We start from the raw sequence: 24,465 nt of genomic DNA, 5'->3' as shown, positions 1-24,465 counted from the left end.
GGAGACAAATGGGGAGCGCAGAGTCGAAACCAAAAGAAGAGTTTGTCCATTCGGTGTTTCAGAGTATAGCCGGAAAATATGATGTCATGAATGACATCCTGAGTTTCCGCAGGCATAAAGCTTGGCGCAAATTCACAATGAAGAAAATGAACATGTCCAAAGGGGATACAGGCTTAGATCTATGCTGCGGTACGTGTGACTGGACGCTGGCGATGGCAGAGGCAAGTGAAACAGGTCACATGCATGGACTGGACTTTAGCAGCAACATGCTTGAAGTCGGGCAGAACAAGGTTAATGCCGTAAACAGACAAAAGCAGATTACGCTTGTTCAGGGGAATGCCATGTCACTTCCTTTTGAAGATAATTCATTTGATTATGTTACCATTGGATTTGGCCTTCGTAATGTTCCTGATCTGAGACAGGTTTTATCGGAAATGAAACGTGTAGTGAAACCAGGTGGTATGGTTGTGTGCCTGGAATTGTCCAAGCCGACATGGCAACCGTTTAAAGGTATTTATTATTTTTATTTTGAACAAGTACTGCCGAGACTTGCCAAATTGTTCGCCAAACGTTATGAGCAGTATAAGTGGCTGCCTGATTCATTGGCATTATTTCCGGGAAGGAAGGAACTGGCTACCATTTTTGAAGAAACCGGATTGAAGCAAGTGCAGGCCTATCCTCTGACCGGAGGCATCGCGGCATTGCATATTGGAACCAAGGAGAATCAGCATGTTTAGGAAAATTCGCATCTTTTTAGAAATGATCAAGATTGAACATACGCTTTTTGCTTTACCTTTTGCATTTATGGGTGCCATTCTCGGGTCTATGGTCGTGAACGGAGCGTTCCCAACGTGGATGCAGATTATGTGGGTGCTGCTGGCCATGGTTGGTGCACGCAGTGCGGCATTTGGACTTAACCGGATGATTGACCAAGCGATCGACGGCAAAAATCCGCGGACGGCTATGCGTGCCATCCCAGCGGGCCTGCTCAAAAATGGCGAGGTTGTTATCTTTATTATTGTCTCGTTTGTACTGTTATTCTGGGCTTCATCCAATCTTAATGTGTTATCCATGCAATTACTTCCAATCGCAGTGTTTATGCTGGTATTGTATTCATACACCAAACGATTCACATGGCTCTGCCATGTTGTACTAGGAATGACTATTGGCCTTGCTCCACTTGGAGGCTGGGTAGCTGTTACGGGGTCCATGGATTGGACAGCCATTGTGCTGTACGTTACGATTGTGTTCTGGACAGCAGGCTTTGATATTATTTATGCATGTCAGGACTTGGAGTTCGACCAGGAAGAGGGGCTTCATTCCATTCCTTCCCGTTTCGGACTTATTAAATCGTTGAATATTGCTAAGTTCTTTCACATTATTACAGCCATCGGATTTTTGGCGCTTCTGTTGATGACGGATCTGAGCTGGTGGTATGGTGCAGGCATGCTGATTACATATGGTATTCTTTTCTATGAGCACTATATTGTATCGCCTAACGATATGAGTCGTGTACAGACGGCTTTCTTTACCATGAATAGTGTTTTGAGTCTGGTCGTATTTACCTTTACTTTGATAGACCTGGCGGTGAAATAAACATGCAGCAGCTGGACAATAAACGACTTGTTGTCGGAATTACCGGAGCCAGCGGAAGTATTTATGGCATAAGACTTATTGAAACGCTGCTCGGCCTGGATTTCACGGTTCATCTGGTGATTTCTAATGCCGGCTGGCGGGTTTTAAAAGAAGAAGTGGATTGGGATGTCACGAATCGTGAAGGTGTGCTGGAAGAGAAATTCGGCGGCCTCGGCGGTTCGCTGGTTTATCATCCTGTTAGTGATATAGGGGCTTCGATTGCAAGCGGATCTTACCTGGCTGATGGCATGATCATCATGCCATGCTCCATGGGCACACTTTCCTCCATCGCACAGGGGGCGTCAGATAATCTGATGTCTCGTGCTGCGGATGTCATGATGAAGGAGGCAAGGCCACTAATTCTGGTACCACGGGAGACTCCACTGCATGCGATCCATTTGGAGAATATGCTCAAGCTCTCTCGCTTGGGTGTTCGAATGATTCCGGCCATGCCGGCTTTTTATCACAAACCTCAGACGATGGAAGAGTTGATTTTGTTTTTGGTAGGTAAAGTGCTGGATAGTTTGCGCATTCAGCATCAACTGTTCGCAAGATGGGGAGAACCGGATCAACGGGGCTAGCCGTTTTTTCTATAACGGTTTGAACTTTATGCAGGATACGACCTGCTCGCCCCGGTATCCCGGGGTATTGGTGAGCGCTGATGGTAGAGTTTCTGTGAAACCACAGCCTTGACCCATGCTCCGGCAACTTCTGGATTTGTTTCAGAACAAGTCGAAGAGTTTAATTCCCGGATGTCAGCCTTGACATTCGATGAAGTAAGTACGACTTAGTAGAACACAAGCAGGAACGGTAAGCCCTGGTTTTTCGTTATACCTGCAGGCCCGACTTGCTGGAGGGGAAGGTAAGCATGGATTTTTGGACTGATAATACGCTGACACGGGTGAACGAATGAAACTATTGGATATTTTCGGGTTGTTAAAAAAAGACATGGATTACATTGAAAAAGAATTGTATCGCAGTGTGCAGGGAGATCAGAAACTGCTAAGTGAAACTTCACTACATCTGCTTAAAGCCGGCGGGAAGCGTTTGCGTCCAGTATTTGTACTGCTCGGCGGTAAATATGGTACATATGACATTGAACGCCTGAAGTTGATTGCGGTACCGCTGGAATTGATTCATTCCGCTTCGCTGGTACATGACGATGTGATTGATAATGCGGAGACACGGAGAGGCAAACCTACGGTAAAGTCCAAATGGGATAACCGTATTGCCATGTACACCGGTGATTATATCTATGGAAAAGCACTTCAGATGACAGCTGGCCTGTCCGATCCGGACATCCATCGTATTCTGGCGAAGGCCATGGTGCAGATGTCCATCGGTGAGATGGAGCAGATTCGTGACTTTTTCAATACAGGACAGAGTGTTCGCAATTACTTGCTGCGGATCCGTCGCAAAACGGCGCTGCTGATAGCGGTCAGCTGCCAGCTTGGAGCTCTGGCTACACGTGCACCAAAACATGTTTCCTCGCTCCTGTATACTTACGGATATAATGTGGGCATGGCCTTCCAGATTCAGGATGATGTACTTGATCTGGTGGGAACAGAGAAACAGCTGGGCAAGCCTCCGGGTAGTGATATGAAACAGGGCAATATTACGCTGCCAGTTCTATACGCTCTACAGGAGCGTGATCTTCGTGAGCCGCTGCTTAACGAGATTTCGCGTGTTCAGCGTGAAGACGGACGGGCAAGTGCCTCGGATGCGATTGGAATGATTCGCCAAAGTCAAGGAATCGCTAAAGCTGAAGCACTGGCTGACCGATATATGAAGAAAGCGCTCGATGCTCTGGAACAGCTGCCTAATATCAAGACAAGCAAAAATTTGCGCGATATTGCACATTTTGTTGTCAAGCGGACTCATTAAAGTGCAGTGATATGATCATGCTGCTTATTGCTCGGGTTTACTCCAAAGACATAGATGTGATATTCCTCATTGGGAGGAATTGGACATGTATGTTACAATCAAAGTGATTGCGTCTACATAATGAACTAACTTTGAACCGTGAGTGAGGAGTGAGCGTATGGATCGTACATTTTTGATGGTAAAGCCGGATGGTGTGCAGCGTGGTTTGATTGGGCGTATCGTTAGCCGTCTGGAAGACAAGGGGTTTAAAATGGTGGCTGGGAAACTGGTTCAGATGACAGAGGATCAGGCAAAGCGCCATTATGCGGAACATGAAGGAAAGCCGTTTTTTGATGATCTGGTGCAGTTTATCACATCCGGGCCTGTATTTGCGATGGTCTGGGAAGGTGATGACATTGTGGCACTTGCGCGGATCGTTATTGGCAAAACCAATGTAAAGGAAGCGGCTCCCGGTACGATCCGCGGAGACTTTGCGAGCCACACACCGCATAACCTGATTCATGGAGCTGATTCCCCGGAGTCTGCCACTCGTGAAGCAGCAAACTTCTTTACTTCAGATGAATTGGTGACGTACGACAAGAGCATCGCAGCCTGGTTGTAATTTATTAGCCAGAAGGGTGATACGATGCTGGAGCAGGAACAACTAGACCCGGATTATGCCGGTTTTATTCGGAAAATCAAAGAGAGCACAGGCATTGATCTTGCTCAATACAAGGAAGGCCAGATGAAAAGACGGCTGACCACACTTCGAAACAAAAACGGGTTTCATACATTTTCTAATTTTTTTGATGCCATGCAGAAGGATAAGTCGCTGTTTTACGAATTTCTCGATCGGATGACGATTAACGTTTCGGAATTTTGGCGAAATCCTAACCGCTGGGAAGTGCTCCGTGACGAGATCCTTCCTGAATTGATTGGTCCAAAGCGCCGGGTAAAGGTATGGAGTGCAGCTTGTTCAACTGGCGAAGAGCCCTATACACTTGCCATGATTTTGGATACGATGGGCATTCTTAAGGACAGTTCCATTACGGCGAGTGATTTGGACGAAGGCGCACTGGCCAAAGCCAAGGAAGGGCGTTATATGGAGCGTTCGCTCAAGGATGTCCCCAAAGAGACAGCCAGTCGTTATTTTAAACAGGACGGGTTGGTTTACCGAATCGATGACAAGCTCAAAAGCTCAATCAAGTTTATGAAGCAGAATTTGCTGCTGGACCCGTTTGATGATGGGTATGATCTGATTGTGTGCCGAAATGTAATGATCTATTTTACCGAGGAAGCCAAAAATCTGTTGTATCATAAATTTGCAGCAAGTTTACGGCCAGGCGGCATTCTATTCGTAGGCAGCACAGAACAGATCTTCTCCCCTGGACAATACGGTCTGGAGACAGCGGAAACGTTCTTCTATCGCAAAAAATAAATAAGGTTAACGGATTGGTGACCGTCTGGATTACACACGAACATGTGTCCAGACGGTTATTTGTATTCCCGGATAAAATGAGTGTAATTTCAGCTCCGAATTGTCCCAGCACAAGCTGACCAAAATTTCGTTTTTGGGTAGGAAACGACGGGCTTTCTTGTCAAAGCGGGTCAGCTATACTATAATGAGCAAAGAAATTATGGGATTTTAGCAATGTGCAGTTTAACAGTTTAAAGGGGGAACGTATTATGAGTTTACGTTATTTAACCGCAGGGGAAACGCACGGACCCCAATTGACCGCAATTATCGAAGGATTGCCAAGCAATCTGAATATTGATTTTGAGGAACTGAACTTCCAGCTCCACCGTAGACAAAAAGGATATGGCCGTGGTCGCCGGATGCAGATTGAGAAAGATCAGGCCAATTTTGTGGGTGGCATCCGTCACGGATATACAACTGGAGCTCCGGTAGCTTTGGTCGTTCAAAATAATGACTGGAAACACTGGCAGAACATTATGAATATTGAGCCTATTGAAGGCAGTGATGAAGAGAAACGCCGCGTTCATCGCCCTCGTCCTGGACATGCGGATCTGAACGGCGGACTCAAATATAACCTGAAAGATCTGCGCAACGTTCTAGAGCGCTCCAGTGCACGTGAAACAACGGTACGTGTAGCTTGTGGAGCGATCGCTCGTCAATTTCTGGCTGAGTTTGGCATTAAGGTAGCGGGGCGTGTACTGCGTATCGGAGAGATCGAAGCACCTTACCAAGACCTGCCTATCGATGAGCTGATTGAAGTAACCGAAGCTTCCTCGGTTCGAGTAACGGATGCAGAGACGGAGAAGAAGATGGAAGCCTACATTGATCAAATCAAGCAGGAAGGCGACTCCATCGGAGGAATCGTGGAATGCATTGTTGAAGGTGTGCCTGTCGGTCTCGGAAGCCATGTGCAGTATGATCGCAAACTGGATGCACGGATTGCACAAGGTGTCATGTCCATTAATGCCTTTAAAGGTGTGGAAATCGGTATCGGATTCGAAGCAGGAACGATACGTGGCTCCCAGGTACATGATGAAATTCTTCACACGGAGGAACGTGGTTACCACCGGGCAACCAATCGTTTGGGTGGATTTGAAGGCGGCATGACCAACGGAATGCCGGTCGTGGTTCGTGGGGTTATGAAACCTATTCCCACACTCTACAAACCACTTCAAAGTGTTGATATTGATACCAAAGAAGCCTTCACTGCCCAAGTCGAACGGTCAGATGCTTGTGCCGTTCCAGCAGCAAGCGTAGTTATGGAACATGTGGTGGCATGGGAGATTGCCAAGGCATTCCTTGAGAAGTTCGGTGGGGATTCCATGGAGGAAATTCGCGCGAACTACAACAACTATAATGCTCAATTGGAGAGCTATTAATATGCGTCAGCTGACAGTTCAGTTGGAGGAACGCTCATATCCCATTCTGATTGGCAGTGGTCTGCTCACTGAGGCGCCTCGTTTCTTTGAACAATATGGATTGACCAAGAAAAGTCCGCTGCTCATTATTACAGATGAGAATGTGGCTCCCAAGTATTTGGCTGGTCTTGAACAGACCCTCCGAGCGGCTGACTATACAGTCGTCTCGGCAGTGGTTCCTTCGGGAGAGACCTCCAAATCCCTATCGGTTTATCAAGACATGATGACAGCTGCCATTGAGGGTAAACTGGATCGTAGTTCCGCTATTATTGCGTTAGGCGGAGGCGTTGTGGGAGATCTGGCTGGATTCGTGGCAGCTACATATATGCGTGGAATCAAGTTTGTACAAGTACCTACAACAATTCTCGCACATGACAGCAGTGTTGGTGGTAAAGTAGCCGTCAACCATCCGCTGGCCAAAAATATGATTGGTGCATTCCATCAGCCTGAGCTTGTGCTCTATGATGTGGATACACTTCAATCCTTGCCGCCGCGTGATGTTTCAGCCGGACTATCGGAAATGCTGAAGCACGGACTGATTCGCGACGAAGCGTTTGCACATTGGTGTGAAGAGCATGCCGAAGCGTTGCTCGCGCTTGATCCGGAAGCACTCGGATACGGACTGGAACGCGGATGCGGCATCAAGGCTGAAATTGTGTCCCGTGATGAGCGGGAAAACGGCGAGCGTGCACTTTTAAATTTGGGCCATACCATTGGTCACGCAATTGAAGCGATAGCTGGATACGGGGAGTTTTTGCATGGAGAAGCTATTTCTATCGGGATGGCCGGATCGGCTTTGCTGGGCGAGAAGCTTGGTGCACCTGCAGGTCTATATGACGATACGGTGCGGATGCTTCGTTCCCTGCGATTACCAGTCACTATGCCGAAACATCTGGAAACGGATGCGTTGATGGATGCCATGATGCATGACAAGAAATTCCGTGAAGGACATATGGTTTTCATTATTCCGGATCGGATTGGAGCAGCGCGAATTGTAAAAGACGTGCCCGTATCGGCAGTTCGGGATGTCATTGAATTGCTTAAGAAGGGAGCAGAATAACGATGGTAACACGTGGAATTCGCGGGGCTACAACAGTCACGCAAAACAACGAAGAACAGATTTTGAAGGAAACAGCGGTATTGCTGCAGGAGATTGTGGACCGCAACGATATTAAACCGGAAGATATCTGCAGCGTCTGGATTACGATGACGGGTGATTTGGATGCTGCCTTTCCAGCGAAGGCCATTCGTCAACTGGAAGGCTGGGAATTGGTACCTTTGATGTGCGCACTGGAAGTACCCGTTAAGGGTGCCCTGCCGCAATGCATTCGTTTCATGGTGCATGTGAACACAACCAAAGAACAACATGAAATCAATCATGTGTACCTGAATGGTGCACAATCCCTGCGGCCTGATTTGGCTGCACCTTCAAATTCATAAGAAATAGAGTGGTTGTCAAACCATTCTGAATGCTGTATAGTGAGAACCAGTTGAGTAGAGTATGAGTTGAGCTGAGAGCAGCTGAGATAGTGGAGTATATAGCAGAGTCCAGCGGGTGGTAGCCGGAGTAACAAGGTCGGCCAACTGATTCGCGGTACGTCGTGCTACAGGATTGATAGGAACAGGAACCTCATATTGTGAAACGTGTCCAGTGACACCGTTTTGTTTTGGTATAAGCTCATTTTTGTTTGCTGAGATCCCATTTTGTTTCTGTGATGGAATCGTGCAAGCAGGAAGAGTTAGTGAATCCATATTCAAGACGTGCAGGTTGGTGGATGTAGAACGTTCATTCATGAGACTGGTCTGTGATCCAGCATGGAAGTATAGGGACTTGTTATTTATGAAGCACCAAACTGTTAATTACAGCTTATAAACCCAGAACCTCTACCTGATGGTAGAGGTTTTTTTGTTATATACAACCACTTTCTTCTACCTAATCTGAAAGGACGTGATCTGATGATAACGCCAAACGTTAATCAAGTACTGAAAATGTCGAATGAATACAATCTGATTCCGGTAGTCAAACGGATTTTGGCTGATATGGAAACACCTATCCGGATTTTCCGCCGTTATGCTGAGAATGACCGGGCATTCCTGCTGGAAAGTGTGGAGGGTGGTATTCAGTGGGCAAGGTATTCTTTCATTGGTACGGATCCGTTTCTGATGATTTCGGCCAAAAAGGGTCGGATGGAAGTGGAAGAAGCTGGCCAGAAGCGCGAGCTGCCAGGCAAACCCATTGAAGAACTAAAAGCGCTGCTGCGCAAGTACCGTAGTCCCAAAGATGACGAACTGCCGCCATTTACAGGCGGGGCGATTGGTTTTTTTGGATATGATCTGCTGCAATATTATGAGAAGCTTCCGGCTCATGCGCTGGATGATCTGAATATGGATGATATTCGCTTCATGTTCTGTGACCAGATTATTGTGTTTGACCACGTGAAACAGCAAATGCTGCTTGTCGGGAACGTTCATGTCAAAGAAGGAGCAACGGATGAGGACATCCGGAAAGCTTATGCAGTGACATCAGAGAAGCTTGAGCAGGCCGCTGAGCGCTTGCAGCAGCAGGGACCAGGGGAAAACCTGAATCCGCGATCCATTCCGGGAGACGTTGATCTGGGGGATATTCGTTCTAACCTAACAAAGGAACAGTTTATCGGCAATGTGGAGCAAGCCAAGGAATATATACGTGCAGGTGATATTTTTCAGGTCGTGCTGTCGCAGCGCTTCCACATCGATACTGAAGTTTCCCCGCTTCATGTGTATCGTGTACTTCGGACACTGAACCCATCGCCCTATATGTATTATTTGAAAATGGATGATGAAATCATTGTCGGGACCTCACCAGAGGCTCTGGTGAAGGTGGACGGAAATCGTGTGGAGACACGGCCAATTGCCGGCACACGCCCAAGAGGTGCAACAGAAGCGGAGGATCGTGCTCTTGCAGCTGATCTGCTGCAGGATGAGAAGGAGCGGGCGGAACATCTCATGCTGGTTGATCTGGGCCGCAACGATCTCGGCCGTGTATCGAAATTTGGCAGTGTGAAGTGTGACATGTTCATGGAGATTGAGCGTTATTCTCACGTCATGCACATGGTATCGAATGTGACGGGTGAGCTCAGAGAAGACAAGGACTTCTTCGATGCATTCCTCTCTTGTCTCCCAGCTGGAACGGTATCGGGTGCACCAAAGCTGCGTGCGATGGAAATTATTGCAGAGCTGGAAAAAGAAGCACGCGGTGCTTACGCAGGCGCTATCGGATATCTCGGGTTCTCCGGTAACATGGATGCCTGCATTACGATTCGAACCATCATTTTCAAAAAAGGAAAAGCGTACGTGCAGGCCGGAGCAGGCATTGTATGGGACTCGGTACCTGAAAGTGAATACGAGGAAACAGTCAACAAGGCGAAAGCATTACTTAAAGCAATCCGTACAGCGGAGGCCATGTTCCCTCCCAAGGGGAAAGATAACCACCTGACACTTGCTAATGCAGATTATTTTGTAACGCCAGTCACGGCTGAACAGAACTGAGAGAGGAGAGACCGAATATGAATATGAACCCTGTGATGAATGAAGATTCCAAGAGATCCGCATCTGCCCTAGGCCAGAACGAAGGAATGAAGGACGGACTTGCCAAAATTTTGGAGGGTAACCATCTCGAGCAGACGGAAGCACGTAACTTGATGTACTCCATCATGAGGGGGGAAGCGACTCCGGCCCAGATCGGAGGGTTGCTGATGGCTCTCCGAATGAAGGGGGAGACGGTGGACGAAATCACCGGTTTTGCCGAGGCGATGCGTGGACAGGGTGGCCGGATTCTTACTGATGGCAGCGGGCTGCTCGATACTTGCGGGACCGGTGGATCGGGGATTCACAAGTTCAATATCTCGACAGCCTCAGCCATTATTGCTGCAGCAGTTTCAGTTCGTGTGGCGAAACATGGCAATCGATCTGCTTCAGGTAAAGCAGGCAGTGCGGATGTTCTTGAAGCGCTGGGGGTTAACATTCATCTGGATGGAGAACAGGCGAGACAATGTCTGGATGAGATCGGAATTTGCTTCTGTTTCGCTCAGGTGTACCATCCTTCCATGAAACATGCGGCGGCACCACGCAAAGAGCTTGGTGTACGTACGATCTTCAATATGCTTGGTCCTCTCACTAATCCCGCAGGCGCGGATCGGCAGCTCCTTGGTTTGTATGACCGCAGTCGTACGCCGATGATTGCAGAAGTTCTCAATCGTCTCGGTCTAAAGAGAGCGCTCGTCGTTGCAAGTCATGATGGACTGGATGAGATCAGCATATCCGCACCGACTCAGGTATCTGAACTGCGTAATGGTGAAGTTCAGACGTACGACATTGACCCGCGTGATATGGGGTTGTCGCTCCATCCGCTGGAGACGGTTCTTGGAGGAGATGCTCTCCAGAATGCCGAAATCATAAAACGAATCTTTCACGGAGAACGGAGCGCGTATCGTGATGTCGTTCTGTTAAATGCTGGAGCATGCATCTACCTTTCGGGTCTTGCAGAGACCATTGCGGAAGGTGTGACCATGGCCGCGAATGCTGTGGATTCCGGAAAGGCAGCGATGAAATTGGAACAGCTAATACACACAACGGAGGCGTACAGTCATGTATCTTGATCGAATTGTAGCAACGAAACAGCAAGAGGTTGAAGTATTGGCCCAGACCTTTCAGATGGAAGAGGCATTAAAACAGATTGAAACATTGCCGGTTACCCGCGGGTTTGAACGGGCGCTATCGAAGAATCGTAATCGGAGCCTGGGACTTATTGCTGAAGTGAAAAAAGCATCACCATCCAAAGGGCTTATACGTCCTGACTTTCATCCGGTAGAGATTGCATTAGCCTATGAACGGGCAGGAGCAGATTGTATTTCCGTATTGACGGACATCTCCTACTTTCAAGGCAGTGGAGAATATTTGCAGGCCATTCATCAAGCTGTAAATATTCCTCTTTTGCGCAAGGATTTTATTATTGATGAGCGCCAGATCGCTGAAGCAAGATTGCTTGGTGCAGATGCCATTTTGCTGATTGCAAGCATCCTGTCCCCAGAGCAGATCCGTCAGTATCTGTCATTTGCCAAAAGTATAGGACTGGATGTCTTAATTGAAGTCCATGACCGAACGGAACTGGAGCAGGTACTGGAGATTCCGCAGGCAACTCTTGTTGGGATCAATAACCGTAATCTGAAGACGTTCGAAACCAGCTTAAGTACAACGCTTGATCTGATGAAGCTGATTCCGGATGGCGTAACGTTAATCAGTGAGAGCGGAATTGACGGTCCAGAGCGTTTAGGATCTCTAATAGAGGCCGGAGTACAAGGAATCCTCGTGGGTGAGCATCTGATGCGTAAGGATGATGTGGAAGCTGCCGTTTACGAACTGATGGGGCCAAGAGGATGAATAAACTTATGAATGACGGTGTAGGCGGCAGAGATAACGGGGCGCCTAGGGAATCGGCAGCGGCAGTAAAAATTTGTGGACTTCAGGACGTTGAAGTGCTAAAATCGATGATAAACTTGCCGATTGATTACATTGGTGTTGTCTTTGCCGAGTCCCGTCGCCAAATTGATGCGCGTAAGGCTGCCGAGTTAAGAGCGGTCCTCATGGACTGGAATGCTTCTCATCGTCCGAAACTGGCGGGAGTATTTGTGAATCCTTCAATCACAGAGCTGGAGAGTGTCATGGAAGCAGCTCACCTGGATGTTATTCAGCTGCATGGACAGGAGTCTCCGGAATTTTGCGGACTGCTGAAGCAGCGTTTCGGCACCGAGGTGTTCAAGGCTCTTTCTTTTCCCAAAGATGAAGCAGCTGCAGAAGTGAACGATACGGCCAAGAAGGCACTTGATCCTTATCAAAACGTTGTGGATGCCATATTACTGGATACCTATGATCCGTTATACGGAGGAGGTTCCGGCAAGACGTTTGCGTGGGATCGTATTCCCGCTTATGCCGACTGGGCCATTCAACATGGAATTGCTCTGTTCGTAGCAGGGGGGCTGCATCCGGATAATGTAGAGCAACTGATACAGACCTATGCACCAGACGGCGTCGATGTATCCAGCGGCGTAGAGTCTGATGGCGTGAAAGATATTGCAAAAATCACAGCATTTGTAGAAAGGGTGAAGCAGGCATGACACATCAATTGCCGGATCAACACGGGCGATTCGGTCCCTTCGGAGGCCGCTTTGTTCCTGAGACACTAATGAACGCTCTAATCGAATTGGAAGAGGCGTATGATCGTTACTCTCAAGACGAGGAATTCAATAAGGAATTAAATTATCTGCTAAGTGAGTATTCGGGACGGGAGACGCCGCTGTATCATGCGGAACAGTTGTCTCGCCATCTGGGAGGACCGAAGATCTATCTGAAGCGGGAAGATTTGAATCATACCGGCGCACATAAAATTAACAATGCGATCGGACAAGGCTTGCTTGCCAAACGTATGGGTAAAAAGAAAGTCATCGCCGAAACGGGTGCCGGACAGCATGGCGTTGCAACGGCAACTGTTGCTGCACTGCTTGGTCTTGAGTGTAAAGTGTTCATGGGCGAAGAAGATACAGAGCGTCAACAACTGAATGTATTCCGAATGAAGCTGCTGGGGGCGGAAGTGATTCCGGTGACGTCGGGCACACGGACACTGAAGGATGCAGGGAATGAGGCTCTTCGTTACTGGGTCAGCAACGTGGAGGATACATTCTATGTGCTTGGATCAGTCGTTGGTCCTCATCCATATCCCATGATGGTGCGTAACTTTCAACGAGTCATTGGGGATGAGACGCGCAGACAGATCCAGGAGATCGAAGGGCGTCTTCCTGATGTGATCGTTGCGGCTGTCGGTGGCGGAAGTAATGCAATTGGTATGTTTTACCCGTTTATCGGGGATCAGGATGTGAAGCTGGTTGGTGTTGAAGCTGCGGGCAAAGGTGTGGACACTGAATTCCACGCAGCGACGATGAGTAAAGGGACACATGGCGTATTTCAGGGTTCCATGAGTTATTTGCTTCAGGATGAGTATGGACAGGTTCAACCTGCACATTCCATCTCGGCGGGTCTGGATTATCCTGGCGTTGGTCCGGAGCATTCCTATCTAAAAGACATTGAACGTGCTAAATATGTACCGATTACAGATCAGGAGGCGCTGGATGCTCTGCAGCTGCTCAGTCGTACAGAAGGTATCATTCCTGCACTGGAATCTGCACATGCCGTGGCTCAGGTCGTTAAGCTTGCACCTGAACTTACAGCAGAGGATATCGTTGTCATCTGTCTGTCCGGTCGGGGAGACAAAGATGTTGAATCCATTATGAAATATACGGGAGGGAACTTGTCATGAACCTAATGGACCAGACCTTCCTGCGTTTAAAGGAACAAAATCGTACAGCACTTATTCCGTTTCTGACCGTTGGTGACCCCGATGTGGAGACGACAATTGATATTATCAAGGAGCTTGAACAGGCAGGAGCTGACATCCTGGAGCTTGGGGTTCCCTATTCCGATCCGCTTGCGGATGGTCCTGTCATCCAGCGTGCATCCGAGCGTGCACTGAAAAGCCAAATCTCCATTCGTACCTGCATGGAAACAGCCGCCAAAGCACGCGAGGCAGGGGTACAGCTGCCGTTTGTTCTCTTTACGTATTACAACCCTGTCCTGCAAACGGGACTTGATTTGTTCTTTGATGAACTTGTGAAACACGATATTAGCGGCATGATTATTCCGGATCTTCCCATTGAGGAAGCAGAAGAGATGCGCCGCAGGGCGGACGCAGCAGGTGTGCATCTGGTTCCGCTGGTAGCCCCTACGTCCAACGCGCGGATTGAGCGTATCGTTACTGGAGCGAGAGGTTTTATCTACTGCGTATCTTCGCTAGGTGTAACGGGGGAGAGAGCCTCCTTCTTTGAAGGAGTAGAAAGCTTTATTGAGACTGTGAAAAGTCTGACAGATATTCCGGTTGCAGTAGGCTTCGGCATATCCAGTCATGAGCAAGTAGAGCGTTTTTCCCGCATCTGCGACGGGGTGGTCGTGGGCAGTGCCATTGTTCGTCAGGTGGAAGAAGCGATTCCCCTTCTTGGGAATCCGGATACCCGTGCGGCAGGACTGTTGCAAATTCGCAACTTTGTGGCACAATTAAAAGGATAGGGAGATAACGACGTGTTATTGCCCTGCATGTTTCGGCATGTAACTTATAACTTAACTACAGGAGGCGGTCGGGTTGAAACCGAAATCCCAGATTGTCAATCTGCCTGTGTACCAACCGGGCAAACCGATTGAAGAAGTGAAACGTGAACTGGGGCTTGAGCAAGTGATCAAGCTGGCCTCCAACGAAAATCCATATGGCAGCTCTCCTGCCGTACTGGAAGCCATTAAGGAAGAGTTGGCCCATGTTAGTCTCTATCCTGACGGCAGCGCCGTCGAGCTGACAGGGGTGCTGGCGAAGCATTTGGGCGTGGAACGGAACAACATTATTTTTGGCTGCGGATCAGACGAGATTATTGCATTAATTACCCGTGCCTTCTTCCTTCCCGGCGATGAGACAATCATGGCGGATCAGACGTTCTCCGTGTACAAAAGCAATGCAGACATTGAGGGCGCAGTGACAATTGAAGTTCCGCTTCAAGATGGAACGCATGACCTGTCCTCTATGCTCGCAGAAATTAACGATAAAACCAAAGTCATCTGGGTATGTAATCCGAACAACCCTACAGGGACAATTGTCTCTGAACAGGAACTTGTAGCGTTTATGGATCGGGTACCTGCTCATGTAATGGTTGTGGTGGATGAGGCCTATTATGAGTTTGTAACGGATGCGGCTTATCCACAAACCGTTTCCATGCTGGATCGTTATCCGAACCTGGTCATTTTACGGACATTCTCCAAAATCTATGGCCTTGCCTCACTACGAATTGGATATGGCATTGCACGTCCGGAGGTCATTGACCTGATTAACCGTGTACGTGAACCATTCAACACGTCGCGTTTTGGCCAGGTAGCAGCAACGGCTGCACTTTTGGACCAACCATTTGTTCAGGAATGTGCGAATCAGAATGCAACTGAACGTGATTATCTGCAAAACGAGTTTGCCCGTCTTGGATTGCCGTTCTTCACGTCACAAGGAAACTTCATTTTGGTCGATTTGGATATGCCATCTAAGGATGCGTTCCAATCCTTGCTCAAACAAGGGATCATTGTCCGCCCTGGGTTCCAAGTCTATCCAACATACATCCGTGTGTCTGTAGGCAAACCAGAACAGAACCGTGCTTTTGTGACGGCACTGGAGAACACGCTGGCTGAGAAGGCGACAACAAGCCACTAAAACCGGCGATGAAAGAGTGAGGTCTCATGAAATTAAAAATTGCAATGATTGGTGTGGGGCTCATTGGAGGATCTCTCGCGCTTTGCTTCAAAGGCAAGCCGGGAGTATCTGTAATGGGCTATGCACATCTACCTGAATTGAAAGAAAAGTACATAGCGAGTGGTGTAGTGGACGACGCTACACTCTCTCTGGAAGAAGCGGTGCACGATGCCGACTTTATTTTTTTGTGCGTTCCGGTAGGTTTGCTTGAATCATATTTTCAACAATTGGCGAAGCTGCCCTTGAAAAAGGGATGCATCATTACGGATGTTGGCAGCACCAAAGCTTCGATTGCTGCTTGTGCTGAGCATGTACGCATGACCGATGCCTACTTCATTGGCGGTCATCCGATGGCCGGATCTGAGCGTGCTGGTGTGGACGCGGCTTCGGCCGTACTTTTCGAGAATGCGTACTATGTTCTGACTCCGTCTGCACATGTTCCTGAAGAGGCATATGTCAGATTATCCGAGCTTCTAGCCTATACGCGGGCTCAGATCGTCAGAGTTGAGCCATTATTACATGATGATATTGTGGGAGCTATCAGTCATTTGCCACATGTCATCGCAGTAGCGCTCGTGAATCAGGTACGTGAATATAATGAATCGAATCCCCTGTATAAAATGTTGGCGGCAGGCGGGTTCCGTGATATCACACGTATTGCATCCAGTGATGCGATTGTATGGCGTGATATCCTGCTGAGCAATCGTGAAGTACTCCTTGGTCTATTGAAGGACTGGAACAGCCAGATGTCTGCTTTTACGGATATGCTGGAGAACGAGAATGGCCCAGGAATCGAAGATGCATTTCGTCAGGCCCGTGAATTTCGCAGCGTATTGCCAGAACGGCGTAAAGGCATGATCTCGCCGCTGTTTGACTTGTATACAGACGTTCAGGATGCGCCAGGGATGATTGGGAAGATTGCAACAGAGCTCGGGACACATGATATCAACTTGAGCAACCTTGAGATTATCGAGAACCGGGTTGATGTGCCAGGCATCATGCGTTTGTCATTCCGTCAGGAAGAGGATATGGAACGTGCGAAGTTTTTATTGGATTCCCTGGGATATCAGGTCTGGGTATGAGGATAGAAAAAAAGAGGGCGAATGCCCTCCTTTTTTTGTGTTGATAAACAGTTGTTACGATACGTCCTTAAAGAAGGGCAAAAAAAAGACCGCTTACATAAGCGGCCATTGCTCACGTGGAGCAATACAGTTATTGGATAGGAGTGGAGAGAAACCATACTGTACTTTTATTATATGTATACGTTTTCATTTTGTCAACACTTTATAAAAATTTGTTAAACCAAATTATAACTTACGTAAATTCAGGAAATAAAATCCTCCAAAAAAGGATCGAAAAAAAGGTTAAAAATTTGAAACCTTTTTGAATAACTCTGCGTCTAATGAGTGTGCAATGTGCAATTTTGCCAATTGGGTCTTATGTCGTCATACTCGTGAAATAAGAGGCATAAGAATGACAGGTCGGGCTTTTGTAAATCGTAAAGAATTTGCCAGGAGGCTGCTGACCGTTGTACAATAAATACTGTTAATGTAGAAACGTTGGGGAAATTGCCATTACATAGGGGAATTTGGCGTAGATGCCTGATATGGCTTTACGCTGTTTTATGCGGTGAGAACCGCAACTTTTTTGTGCCTGTTCGGTAATACATGGATAGAGTCGAACGGGGAGAAGCACATGGATGGGCGAGGAGGGGTCGCACTCAAATGACGGATTCCCAGTTGATTCGAGAGATCAAGGAAGGTAACCTGGAGTTATATTCCGAGCTGATGCGTCGTTATCAGCGTAAAATACTGGCTTTCGTATATCATATGTTGAAAAGTTCCAATATGGAGCTGCTTGCGGAAGATCTCTGTTCTGAGACTTTCTATAAGGCGTTCCGCAGTTTACACTCATTCCGCGAGGTGGATGCCTCATTCTCGACGTGGTTATATACCATTGCCAGAAATACGGTACTGAGTGAGCTGCGCAAACAGCGCAGTGGCAGTGTTCCTCTAGAAGAGAGCGGGGTTGTACCCATTGCTCCTTCCGAGAACGCTCCAGAGCATGCTGTACTGCGCAGTGAGCGGGTCATGCTGGTTAGAGATGCCATTAACAACTTACCGGAGAAGCAGCGTTCTGCCATCATACTCCGTGAATATGATCAACTAGACTACCAGGAGATTGCGAATATTCTTGGGCAGAGCGTCAGTTCTGTAAAATCGTTATTGTTCAGAGCAAGATCAAGCGTAAAAACCCAATTGGAACCTTATTTCTTCGAACCGGTGTACGAGCCATATGAAGGGATGAAGAACCGATGAATTGCAATGAAGCCCAGGACTTGTTTGCACTGATCTGGGACTTGCCGGCAAATCATCCTCAGCGGCTTGCTTTTCATGCTCATCTGGATGGTTGTGAGGAGTGCTCGCAGCAGTTTGAAGTTTGGGAAGAAGCCCAAGTGCTGCTGCACAGCATACCGGAACCAGTGACAGAGCAGCAGGCAGAGAGAGTCAATCGCAACGTAATGGACCGCATTTATGCGGAGTCCCCGTGGCTTTTGCCTGAAGAGGCAAAAGTGAATCGATTCTCTGCTGCGATCCGCAAGCATATGACGTTGTGGATTGCTGCGTTTCTGGCCATTTTTTTATGCAGTTTCTTATACATGGCGATGTTTAAGTCTGGGGTATCAGAAGCTGAACAGCAAAGCGTCGTTTCTACGGGGATTCTCGAAACAGCTGTTGCTGGAAGCGATCTGACTGCTTCAGGTATGTATCAGTACGACATGCCAGGGGCCGACAGAGGAAGCATCATTGAACCCTTTGTCGTAAGTATGGGACCTGCGTATCCGGGATACTGGATGGCCTTGTCATTACTCGCTATTGGCATGGCTTTGTTTTCGCTGGGGCGGATGCATCGAACGACCAACAAACGTAAACAAGGTGCGCGTGCGTAGTTAACCAGGCGTTCGCCGTATAGAAAAGAGGGATGAGATGCGAATTGGGCTTATTCGTCACGGTCTTACCGATTGGAACGCTGCAGGGCGGATCCAAGGGCAGACAGACATACCATTGAATGCCGAAGGGCGTCAGCAGGCAGAACGTCTGGGACACCGTCTGTTGACAGAGGATTATCAATGGGACTATATCATTACCAGTGGTTTATCGCGGGCCCAGGAGACAGGAGAGATTATCTCTGGATTGCTAGACGTGCCTATGCTTGAGCCAGATGCGCGTTTAAAAGAAAGAGGTTTCGGTCAGATCGAAGGTTTGACCTCGGATGAACGAATCACCCGCTGGGGAACGGACTGGGAGACGCTGGATCTGGGACAGGAGCAGATTATTGATATACAGACTCGCGCTTTAGCGTTTTTAGAAGATTTGTGGGCTGCATATCAGGACAAAAATATTTTGATTGTAACTCATGGCGCTTTTCTCGCAAACCTGTTGTCTGCCTTGTTCAAAGACCGCTATACGGAACGAATTGGAAACCTGTCGCTTACGATCCTGGAAAAAGAACAGGATGACTGGAGTCCCTTGTTATATAATTGCACACGACATCTATCATTGGATGCAGCTAAACAATCTGAGTAATTGGACTCAGGTTGTTTTTTTGTTTTGAAAGAGCGAAACTGTCGTTTGGTATCATTCTGTGCCTCTCATTTTTCTTCTGAGCAGACAAGTTCGGGCATAGGATGAATAAAAAGATAAAAGATTTGGTAAATGAGGTTTAGATCATGGGAATTCCGTCAAACATGTTTACAAAACCAAACTACTCCGGCCCCGAATCAGTAGCCCAATAGTAGTTAACGGCGAGGCGATGGACCCATGAATCTAGCGGATATGCTAACTTTTGCCGATATCGGCCAGCTTAATCGTATAGCGGACTATTACCAATGTGAGTGCAAACCCAATTCCAAACATGAACTCATCCAGAGTATTCTCACAACGTTGGGAAGTAGACGATTTTTTGAGCAACAGGTCAGCGAACTTAATGTGGCGCATCTGCGTTTCCTGAACAACCTGCTATTTGATCCTCGTCAATACTTTGGTATGGAGGAGCTTGTCGCCATTGCCCGTCAATCGATGGACAAAAAAGATAGCGAGTCCGGCGCAAGTCCGCGAGATCTTATCGTTCGGTTCACCAAGAGTGGATGGTTATTCAATGGAACAACACAGCATACGAAGTACCTATACCAGGTACCCCAGGATTTGAAAATGAGGTTCCGGGATGTGTTATCCGCTCACCTGAAGGCAGGTATTAAAACGACAAATGAACCACCGATGTATCGAGATGAATACCATCTGCTGGTAGACGATCTGAAGTTGTTCCTGCAGTTTGTGCAGCAGCATGAAATTACGCTGAACGCAGAAGGCATGATGTACCGACGTTCTCAGCAGCAGGTGATGGATCATCTTCATGTCAGTGAAACATTGGTTGGAAAAGCAGGATGGAGGTTTGGCTACGGTCGTTCCTTCAAGGATTACCCTGACCGGTTTGCATTGCTATATGACTATGCATTCCACCACCGGCTTGTTCGGGAGGAACAGGGGCTGCTGAAATTGACTGCAGCCGGCGAGGAAAAACGGGGTGCAGAGAATACAGGCGAGATGATACAGCTATTTCGGTTTTGGTTAAGACTTTATAAAGGTGCTATTCCGAACTTGTCCTCCATTGTGTATTGGACAGGAGAATGTGCGCCTGGTTGGTCCACCGCAGCGTCCTTGTTCCGACAAATTGGCCCGTTAATCCAGCCGTTTTATTACGACACACCGGAGACGATCTATGAAACGAGAGTTGTCAAAATGATGCTGCATCTGGGGATGCTTCGCATCGGAGAGCAGGAGGGTGAGAGTACCGTGCAAATGACAGCATGGGGCTTGCGGCTCGCTGCAACCTGCCGATCGCTATCTGGTGACACGACTCCTCTGGTGTTTGACATTTAGGGGACAAGTTGCTAAAATCACTCCCAAATTAAGGAGTGATACTGATATGATAATCCCATTCAAGGGTCAACAACCGCAGCTTCATTCTTCGGTGTATGTAGCTGAAGGGGCCAAACTGATTGGTGACCTGAAGTTAGGTGCAGATTCTACGGTTTGGTTCAATGCCGTATTACGGGCTGATCTGGCGCCAATATGGATCGGACAACGTTGTAACATTCAGGACAATGCTGTTGGACATGTGAATACGAATCAACCTTTGATTCTGGGAGATGACGTTTCAGTGGGACACGCCGCGATTATTCATGGTTGTCACATTGGAACAGGCTCACTGATCGGTATGGGAGCCATCCTTCTCAATGGAGCTGAAATTGGTGAATACACACTGATTGGGGCCGGTTCTGTTGTAACTGAAAATACTAAAATTCCGCCCTATACCCTGGCTCTGGGAACACCAGCCAAAGTGATCCGTGAATTGACGGATGCCGACCTTGAGCGGATGTCGAGGACTTCACTTGGTTATGTTGCCAAAGGTAAGGAATATAGGAGCTCTTAAATCCGTTTTGGAGGTGCATCCTATTGGATAAAATGAAAGTTACGTATGAAGTCATGTTGGGGCTGGCTGCTGAGATGGTGTGGGACGAAGCGCTTCGTAAACAGCGTAGCGAGAAGCTGTATATGGAAATCGACAAGGCGTTGGCTACCGGAGACGAAGTAGCTTTCCGGAGTCTGACGGATGAACTGAAAACCATAAACTGATGAACTGATGATCCAACCATATAAGAAGGAAATGCGTGATTACGCATTTCCTTTTGTGTTTTTAGGGAGGGATTTACGAATAACTCTATAGATTTACATCGTTTGCTCATATATAATATGGGAATAAAATGGATAGAGAGGGGAAATAGGGAATTGAAATTCAGTGAGATGACTCAAGACAGCTGGGCTGAACTGCAACTCTATCTGGATACATGCCTTATTCCATTCACCGGTCTTACGGGAAATCATTCGCCGGCTGAAGCCACGGAAGCACTAGAGAGGCTTAGAGATTTTCTGGATCTGATTGAAGTCCCGTTTAAAGGGAGGATCATGACATATCCAGCATTCCATTTCGCTATTCCGGAAATGTCAATGGCATTAAACACCATATGCGAGCAGCTGAAGCGCTCAGGATTCAAATATGTGGTGATAATGACATCAGATGGTTTTTTGGACAGAGACAAAATTTCATCTGCAGATCTGGTTTTTAATCGTTCTCAAATGGTTGAGGAAATAGATGAAGCGAAAATAGCAGGGTATGTCGGGGAAAAAGTGCGCGAGATGTGGAAAAATTAACATCTGACTGGAAATGTGACAATTTATCAACACTTTTTTAATAACGCTTACAATAGAACCTTAAAAATGTGTGACAAATTCTTGACGGTGTTCTAGGGCTACTATATGATTATGTATGTTCTAGTAAGTCGTGGAATTTCTGATAATGAAAACGTATGAGAGAGTTGGCTGAAAAAGGGGGGTGGAGACAGTATGAGCAGTGAGCATGACCAGCACGAAGCCTCGAACAAACCACCAAGTCGGATGGAAATGTCGCGCAGGCAGTTTTTAACGTACACGCTTGGTGGAGCTACAGCCTATATGGCCGCCGGTGCGATTCTTCCCATGGTCCGTTTTGCGGTGGACCCAATTTTGCAGCACAAGGGAGAAGGCACTTCTGTCAAAGTAGCTGAAATCAGCAAAATCACGAACGAACCTCAAGAATTCACATTTGAATTGCAGCAGCAAGATGGTTGGTACCTGAGTAATGCTTCGCTTGTGGCATGGATTCGTAAGGATGAGCAGGGTAAAATTTATGCGCTTTCACCGATCTGTAAACATTTGGGTTGTACAGTCGGCTGGAACAGTGACAAAAATTATCCTGATGAGTATCATTGCCCGTGCCATGGCGCGCACTATGACAAGGAAGGGAAAAATCTTGCCGTAGCCCCGAAACCGCTGGATGAATATGTGGTCAAGGAGGAACAGGGCTGGGTATACCTGGGCGAGATTGTTCCGAACACCCGAGTGAAATAGGAGGCGTGAACGCAGATGTTTAAAAATGTCTATGACTGGATTGACGAGCGTCTCGATATCACGCCAATCTGGAGGGACGTTGCGGATCATGAAGTTCCAGAGCACGTAAACCCGGCTCACCACTTTTCCGCATTCGTCTACTGCTTTGGTGGCTTGACGTTCTTTATCACCGTAATTCAGATTCTCTCAGGAATGTTTCTTACGATGTATTACGTACCTGATATTATCAATGCTTATGCCAGTGTCGAGTATCTGCAGACCAAGGTAGCTTTCGGCCAAATTGTGCGCGGCATGCACCACTGGGGAGCCAGTCTGGTAATCGTAATGATGTTTTTACATACGATGCGTGTATTCTTTACAGGCTCTTATAAAGCGCCCCGTGAGATGAACTGGGTTGTTGGCATGTTGATCTTTTTCGTCATGCTGGGTCTTGGATTGACCGGGTACCTGCTGCCATGGGATAACAAAGCCTATTTTGCAACCAAAGTAACCCTGGAAATTGCCAATACCGTCCCATGGCTCGGACCCATTATTAAAGAATTCCTTCAAGGTGGAACCATTGTCGGTGCACAGACGCTAACACGATTCTTTGCCCTGCACGTCTTCTTCCTTCCCGCTGTGCTTCTGGTGCTTCTGGTCGGACACTTCATCATGATCCGCAGACAGGGCATTTCGGGACCACTATAACTTGAGAAGGGAGGAATCGCAATGGCTCACGGACACAAGCCTGATGACCAGGAGAAGATTATCTTTGTCGGTGATTCACGCGTCCGAAAAGGGGCAGGTTTTATTACCCCGCCGGATTATACAGCGTATCCAGGCAAATCAGAAGCATTTATACCTAACTTTCTGCTGAAAGAATGGATGGTTGGTGTTGTGGTGCTGGTGGGTATCCTGGTACTGACCATCTCTGAACCTGCGCCGCTTGGTTATCCAGCCAATCCAAGCGCATCCGTTATTCCAATGCCGGACTGGTATTTCCTATTTCTGTACCAATATCTGAAATATCCTTATGCGTCAGGCGATTATGTCCTGCTCGGTGTTCTGGGTGTCAGCGGGGTTGCTTTTGGAGCGTTGCTGCTTGCCCCGTTCTTGGATACAGGCAAGGAACGACGGTTTTACAAACGTCCAATTGCATCATCACTCATGGTTCTGTCAATCCTCTCTGTATTTTATCTCACGAATGTGGCTTGGACACACTACAAGCACGAGCTTGAAGCGACGGGCCAGAAGCCTGAGCACATTCAGCGTGAGGAAGAGGCGCTTGAGAAACATGCACAAGGTTTGCCAACGTCCAATGCACCGGGCCAACAACAAGAAGTGGCCATCGTTGAGAAGGATGATCCTGCAATGGAAACGTTTAAAAAGGCAGGTTGTGTGGCATGTCATGCCGCAGATATGAAGGGTGCAAGTGGCCCCTCACTTCGTGGTGTGGGTGACAAGCACAGCCAGGAAGAGATCTTGACCATTATCAAAGAAGGATATAACTCAATGCCTGCGATGTATGATCAAGCTATCGCCCAAGGTCTTACGGACGACGATATCAATCACCTGGCGGAATGGCTTGCGAAACAGAAGGCAGAACAGTAAAATCAAATTAAGCCAAAAACCTGACTGTTGTTGCGGTCAGGTTTTTTTGAGTGATTTACCAATCAACGCTTCATAAAGACAATAGAAATAGTATGAAGGAAGGGGCAGCGA

27 protein-coding genes are annotated in these 24,465 nt (G+C 47.7%); all 27 read left to right on the top strand.

All coding sequences use genetic code 11. The features are described from left to right. The first annotated feature begins 8 nt into the window (after positions 1-8). The 27 genes from AC3RCI_RS19005 (at position 9) to AC3RCI_RS18875 (ending at position 24,354) form a co-directional block, all read left to right on the top strand. Entirely contained in the window at positions 9-737 is a 729-nt protein-coding gene (locus tag AC3RCI_RS19005) for a demethylmenaquinone methyltransferase (protein ID WP_095292874.1), read from the top strand. After that, positions 730-1,596 carry a UbiA-like polyprenyltransferase gene (locus AC3RCI_RS19000; protein WP_492526003.1) on the top strand — a complete coding sequence of 289 codons (867 nt, stop codon included), beginning with the start codon at positions 730-732 and terminating at the stop codon, positions 1,594-1,596. Before AC3RCI_RS19005 ends, AC3RCI_RS19000 begins: the two co-directional genes overlap by 8 nt. Before the next feature lie 2 nt (positions 1,597-1,598). Further along, positions 1,599-2,216 carry a UbiX family flavin prenyltransferase gene (locus AC3RCI_RS18995; protein WP_336780737.1) on the top strand — a complete coding sequence of 206 codons (618 nt, stop codon included), beginning with the start codon at positions 1,599-1,601 and terminating at the stop codon, positions 2,214-2,216. A gap of 328 nt (positions 2,217-2,544) precedes the next feature. Further along, the gene (locus tag AC3RCI_RS18990) at positions 2,545-3,519 is read left to right on the top strand and encodes a polyprenyl synthetase family protein (protein ID WP_127540273.1); all 975 of its coding nucleotides are present in this window, start codon (positions 2,545-2,547) and stop codon (positions 3,517-3,519) included. 157 nt (positions 3,520-3,676) lie between these two features. Further along, the gene (gene ndk / locus AC3RCI_RS18985; RefSeq protein WP_127540275.1) at positions 3,677-4,120 is read left to right on the top strand and encodes a nucleoside-diphosphate kinase; all 444 of its coding nucleotides are present in this window, start codon (positions 3,677-3,679) and stop codon (positions 4,118-4,120) included. A 24-nt stretch (positions 4,121-4,144) separates the two neighbouring features. Beyond that, a complete protein-coding gene (locus tag AC3RCI_RS18980) occupies positions 4,145-4,936 on the top strand; it encodes a CheR family methyltransferase (RefSeq protein WP_153979185.1) in 792 nt (263 codons plus the stop codon). A gap of 248 nt (positions 4,937-5,184) precedes the next feature. Next, a complete protein-coding gene (aroC, locus tag AC3RCI_RS18975; protein ID WP_095292861.1) occupies positions 5,185-6,354 on the top strand; it encodes a chorismate synthase in 1,170 nt (389 codons plus the stop codon). Position 6,355: 1 nt separating this feature from the next. Further along, entirely contained in the window at positions 6,356-7,453 is a 1,098-nt protein-coding gene (gene aroB, locus AC3RCI_RS18970) for a 3-dehydroquinate synthase (protein ID WP_492472605.1), read from the top strand. 2 nt (positions 7,454-7,455) lie between these two features. Continuing rightward, complete coding sequence (aroH, locus tag AC3RCI_RS18965) at positions 7,456-7,833, top strand: chorismate mutase (RefSeq protein WP_492472606.1); 378 nt, start codon at positions 7,456-7,458, stop codon at positions 7,831-7,833. 516 nt (positions 7,834-8,349) lie between these two features. After that, positions 8,350-9,921 carry an anthranilate synthase component I gene (gene trpE / locus AC3RCI_RS18960; RefSeq protein ID WP_492472607.1) on the top strand — a complete coding sequence of 524 codons (1,572 nt, stop codon included), beginning with the start codon at positions 8,350-8,352 and terminating at the stop codon, positions 9,919-9,921. Between the two features lie 86 nt (positions 9,922-10,007). After that, positions 10,008-11,030 carry an anthranilate phosphoribosyltransferase gene (trpD, locus tag AC3RCI_RS18955; RefSeq protein WP_492472670.1) on the top strand — a complete coding sequence of 341 codons (1,023 nt, stop codon included), beginning with the start codon at positions 10,008-10,010 and terminating at the stop codon, positions 11,028-11,030. Continuing rightward, entirely contained in the window at positions 11,020-11,811 is a 792-nt protein-coding gene (trpC, locus tag AC3RCI_RS18950; protein ID WP_492526001.1) for an indole-3-glycerol phosphate synthase TrpC, read from the top strand. The genes trpD and trpC overlap by 11 nt, the downstream gene beginning before the upstream one ends. Positions 11,812-11,819: 8 nt before the next feature. Beyond that, complete coding sequence (locus tag AC3RCI_RS18945; RefSeq protein WP_492529947.1) at positions 11,820-12,545, top strand: phosphoribosylanthranilate isomerase; 726 nt, start codon at positions 11,820-11,822, stop codon at positions 12,543-12,545. Continuing rightward, positions 12,542-13,741, top strand: a complete 1,200-nt coding sequence (gene trpB / locus AC3RCI_RS18940; protein ID WP_154895619.1) for a tryptophan synthase subunit beta — start codon at positions 12,542-12,544, stop codon at positions 13,739-13,741. Before AC3RCI_RS18945 ends, trpB begins: the two co-directional genes overlap by 4 nt. Next, positions 13,738-14,544, top strand: a complete 807-nt coding sequence (gene trpA, locus AC3RCI_RS18935) for a tryptophan synthase subunit alpha (RefSeq protein ID WP_336780743.1) — start codon at positions 13,738-13,740, stop codon at positions 14,542-14,544. Before trpB ends, trpA begins: the two co-directional genes overlap by 4 nt. Before the next feature lie 73 nt (positions 14,545-14,617). Next, a complete protein-coding gene (gene hisC, locus AC3RCI_RS18930) occupies positions 14,618-15,718 on the top strand; it encodes a histidinol-phosphate transaminase (RefSeq protein ID WP_492525999.1) in 1,101 nt (366 codons plus the stop codon). A 26-nt stretch (positions 15,719-15,744) separates the two neighbouring features. Continuing rightward, positions 15,745-16,839 carry a prephenate dehydrogenase/arogenate dehydrogenase family protein gene (locus tag AC3RCI_RS18925; protein ID WP_492525997.1) on the top strand — a complete coding sequence of 365 codons (1,095 nt, stop codon included), beginning with the start codon at positions 15,745-15,747 and terminating at the stop codon, positions 16,837-16,839. Between the two features lie 642 nt (positions 16,840-17,481). After that, entirely contained in the window at positions 17,482-18,075 is a 594-nt protein-coding gene (locus tag AC3RCI_RS18920; RefSeq protein WP_095292846.1) for an RNA polymerase sigma factor, read from the top strand. Next, the gene (locus tag AC3RCI_RS18915; protein ID WP_110758995.1) at positions 18,072-18,707 is read left to right on the top strand and encodes an anti-sigma factor family protein; all 636 of its coding nucleotides are present in this window, start codon (positions 18,072-18,074) and stop codon (positions 18,705-18,707) included. Before AC3RCI_RS18920 ends, AC3RCI_RS18915 begins: the two co-directional genes overlap by 4 nt. A 37-nt stretch (positions 18,708-18,744) precedes the next feature. Further along, positions 18,745-19,344 carry a histidine phosphatase family protein gene (locus AC3RCI_RS18910; RefSeq protein ID WP_127540300.1) on the top strand — a complete coding sequence of 200 codons (600 nt, stop codon included), beginning with the start codon at positions 18,745-18,747 and terminating at the stop codon, positions 19,342-19,344. 234 nt (positions 19,345-19,578) lie between these two features. After that, on the top strand, positions 19,579-20,697 hold the full coding sequence (locus AC3RCI_RS18905; protein WP_492525995.1) for a hypothetical protein: 1,119 nt from the start codon (positions 19,579-19,581) through the stop codon (positions 20,695-20,697). A gap of 46 nt (positions 20,698-20,743) precedes the next feature. Continuing rightward, positions 20,744-21,250, top strand: a complete 507-nt coding sequence (locus AC3RCI_RS18900) for a gamma carbonic anhydrase family protein (RefSeq protein WP_127540304.1) — start codon at positions 20,744-20,746, stop codon at positions 21,248-21,250. A gap of 23 nt (positions 21,251-21,273) precedes the next feature. Then, positions 21,274-21,453 (top strand): IDEAL domain-containing protein, encoded by a 180-nt coding sequence (locus AC3RCI_RS18895; protein ID WP_095292837.1) that lies wholly within the window; start codon positions 21,274-21,276, stop codon positions 21,451-21,453. 153 nt (positions 21,454-21,606) lie between these two features. Continuing rightward, on the top strand, positions 21,607-22,029 hold the full coding sequence (locus AC3RCI_RS18890; protein ID WP_154895627.1) for a DUF2487 family protein: 423 nt from the start codon (positions 21,607-21,609) through the stop codon (positions 22,027-22,029). A 192-nt stretch (positions 22,030-22,221) separates the two neighbouring features. Beyond that, positions 22,222-22,764, top strand: a complete 543-nt coding sequence (locus AC3RCI_RS18885; RefSeq protein ID WP_095361914.1) for a QcrA and Rieske domain-containing protein — start codon at positions 22,222-22,224, stop codon at positions 22,762-22,764. A gap of 15 nt (positions 22,765-22,779) precedes the next feature. Then, positions 22,780-23,451 (top strand): menaquinol-cytochrome c reductase cytochrome b subunit, encoded by a 672-nt coding sequence (gene qcrB, locus AC3RCI_RS18880; protein ID WP_017687726.1) that lies wholly within the window; start codon positions 22,780-22,782, stop codon positions 23,449-23,451. Positions 23,452-23,472: 21 nt separating this feature from the next. Further along, positions 23,473-24,354 carry a c-type cytochrome gene (locus tag AC3RCI_RS18875; protein WP_492525993.1) on the top strand — a complete coding sequence of 294 codons (882 nt, stop codon included), beginning with the start codon at positions 23,473-23,475 and terminating at the stop codon, positions 24,352-24,354. The last annotated feature ends 111 nt before the right edge of the window (positions 24,355-24,465 follow it).

It is taken from the genome of Paenibacillus sp. MT124 (assembly GCF_058792755.1).
This window is presented reverse-complemented; position numbering and strand designations above follow the sequence as displayed.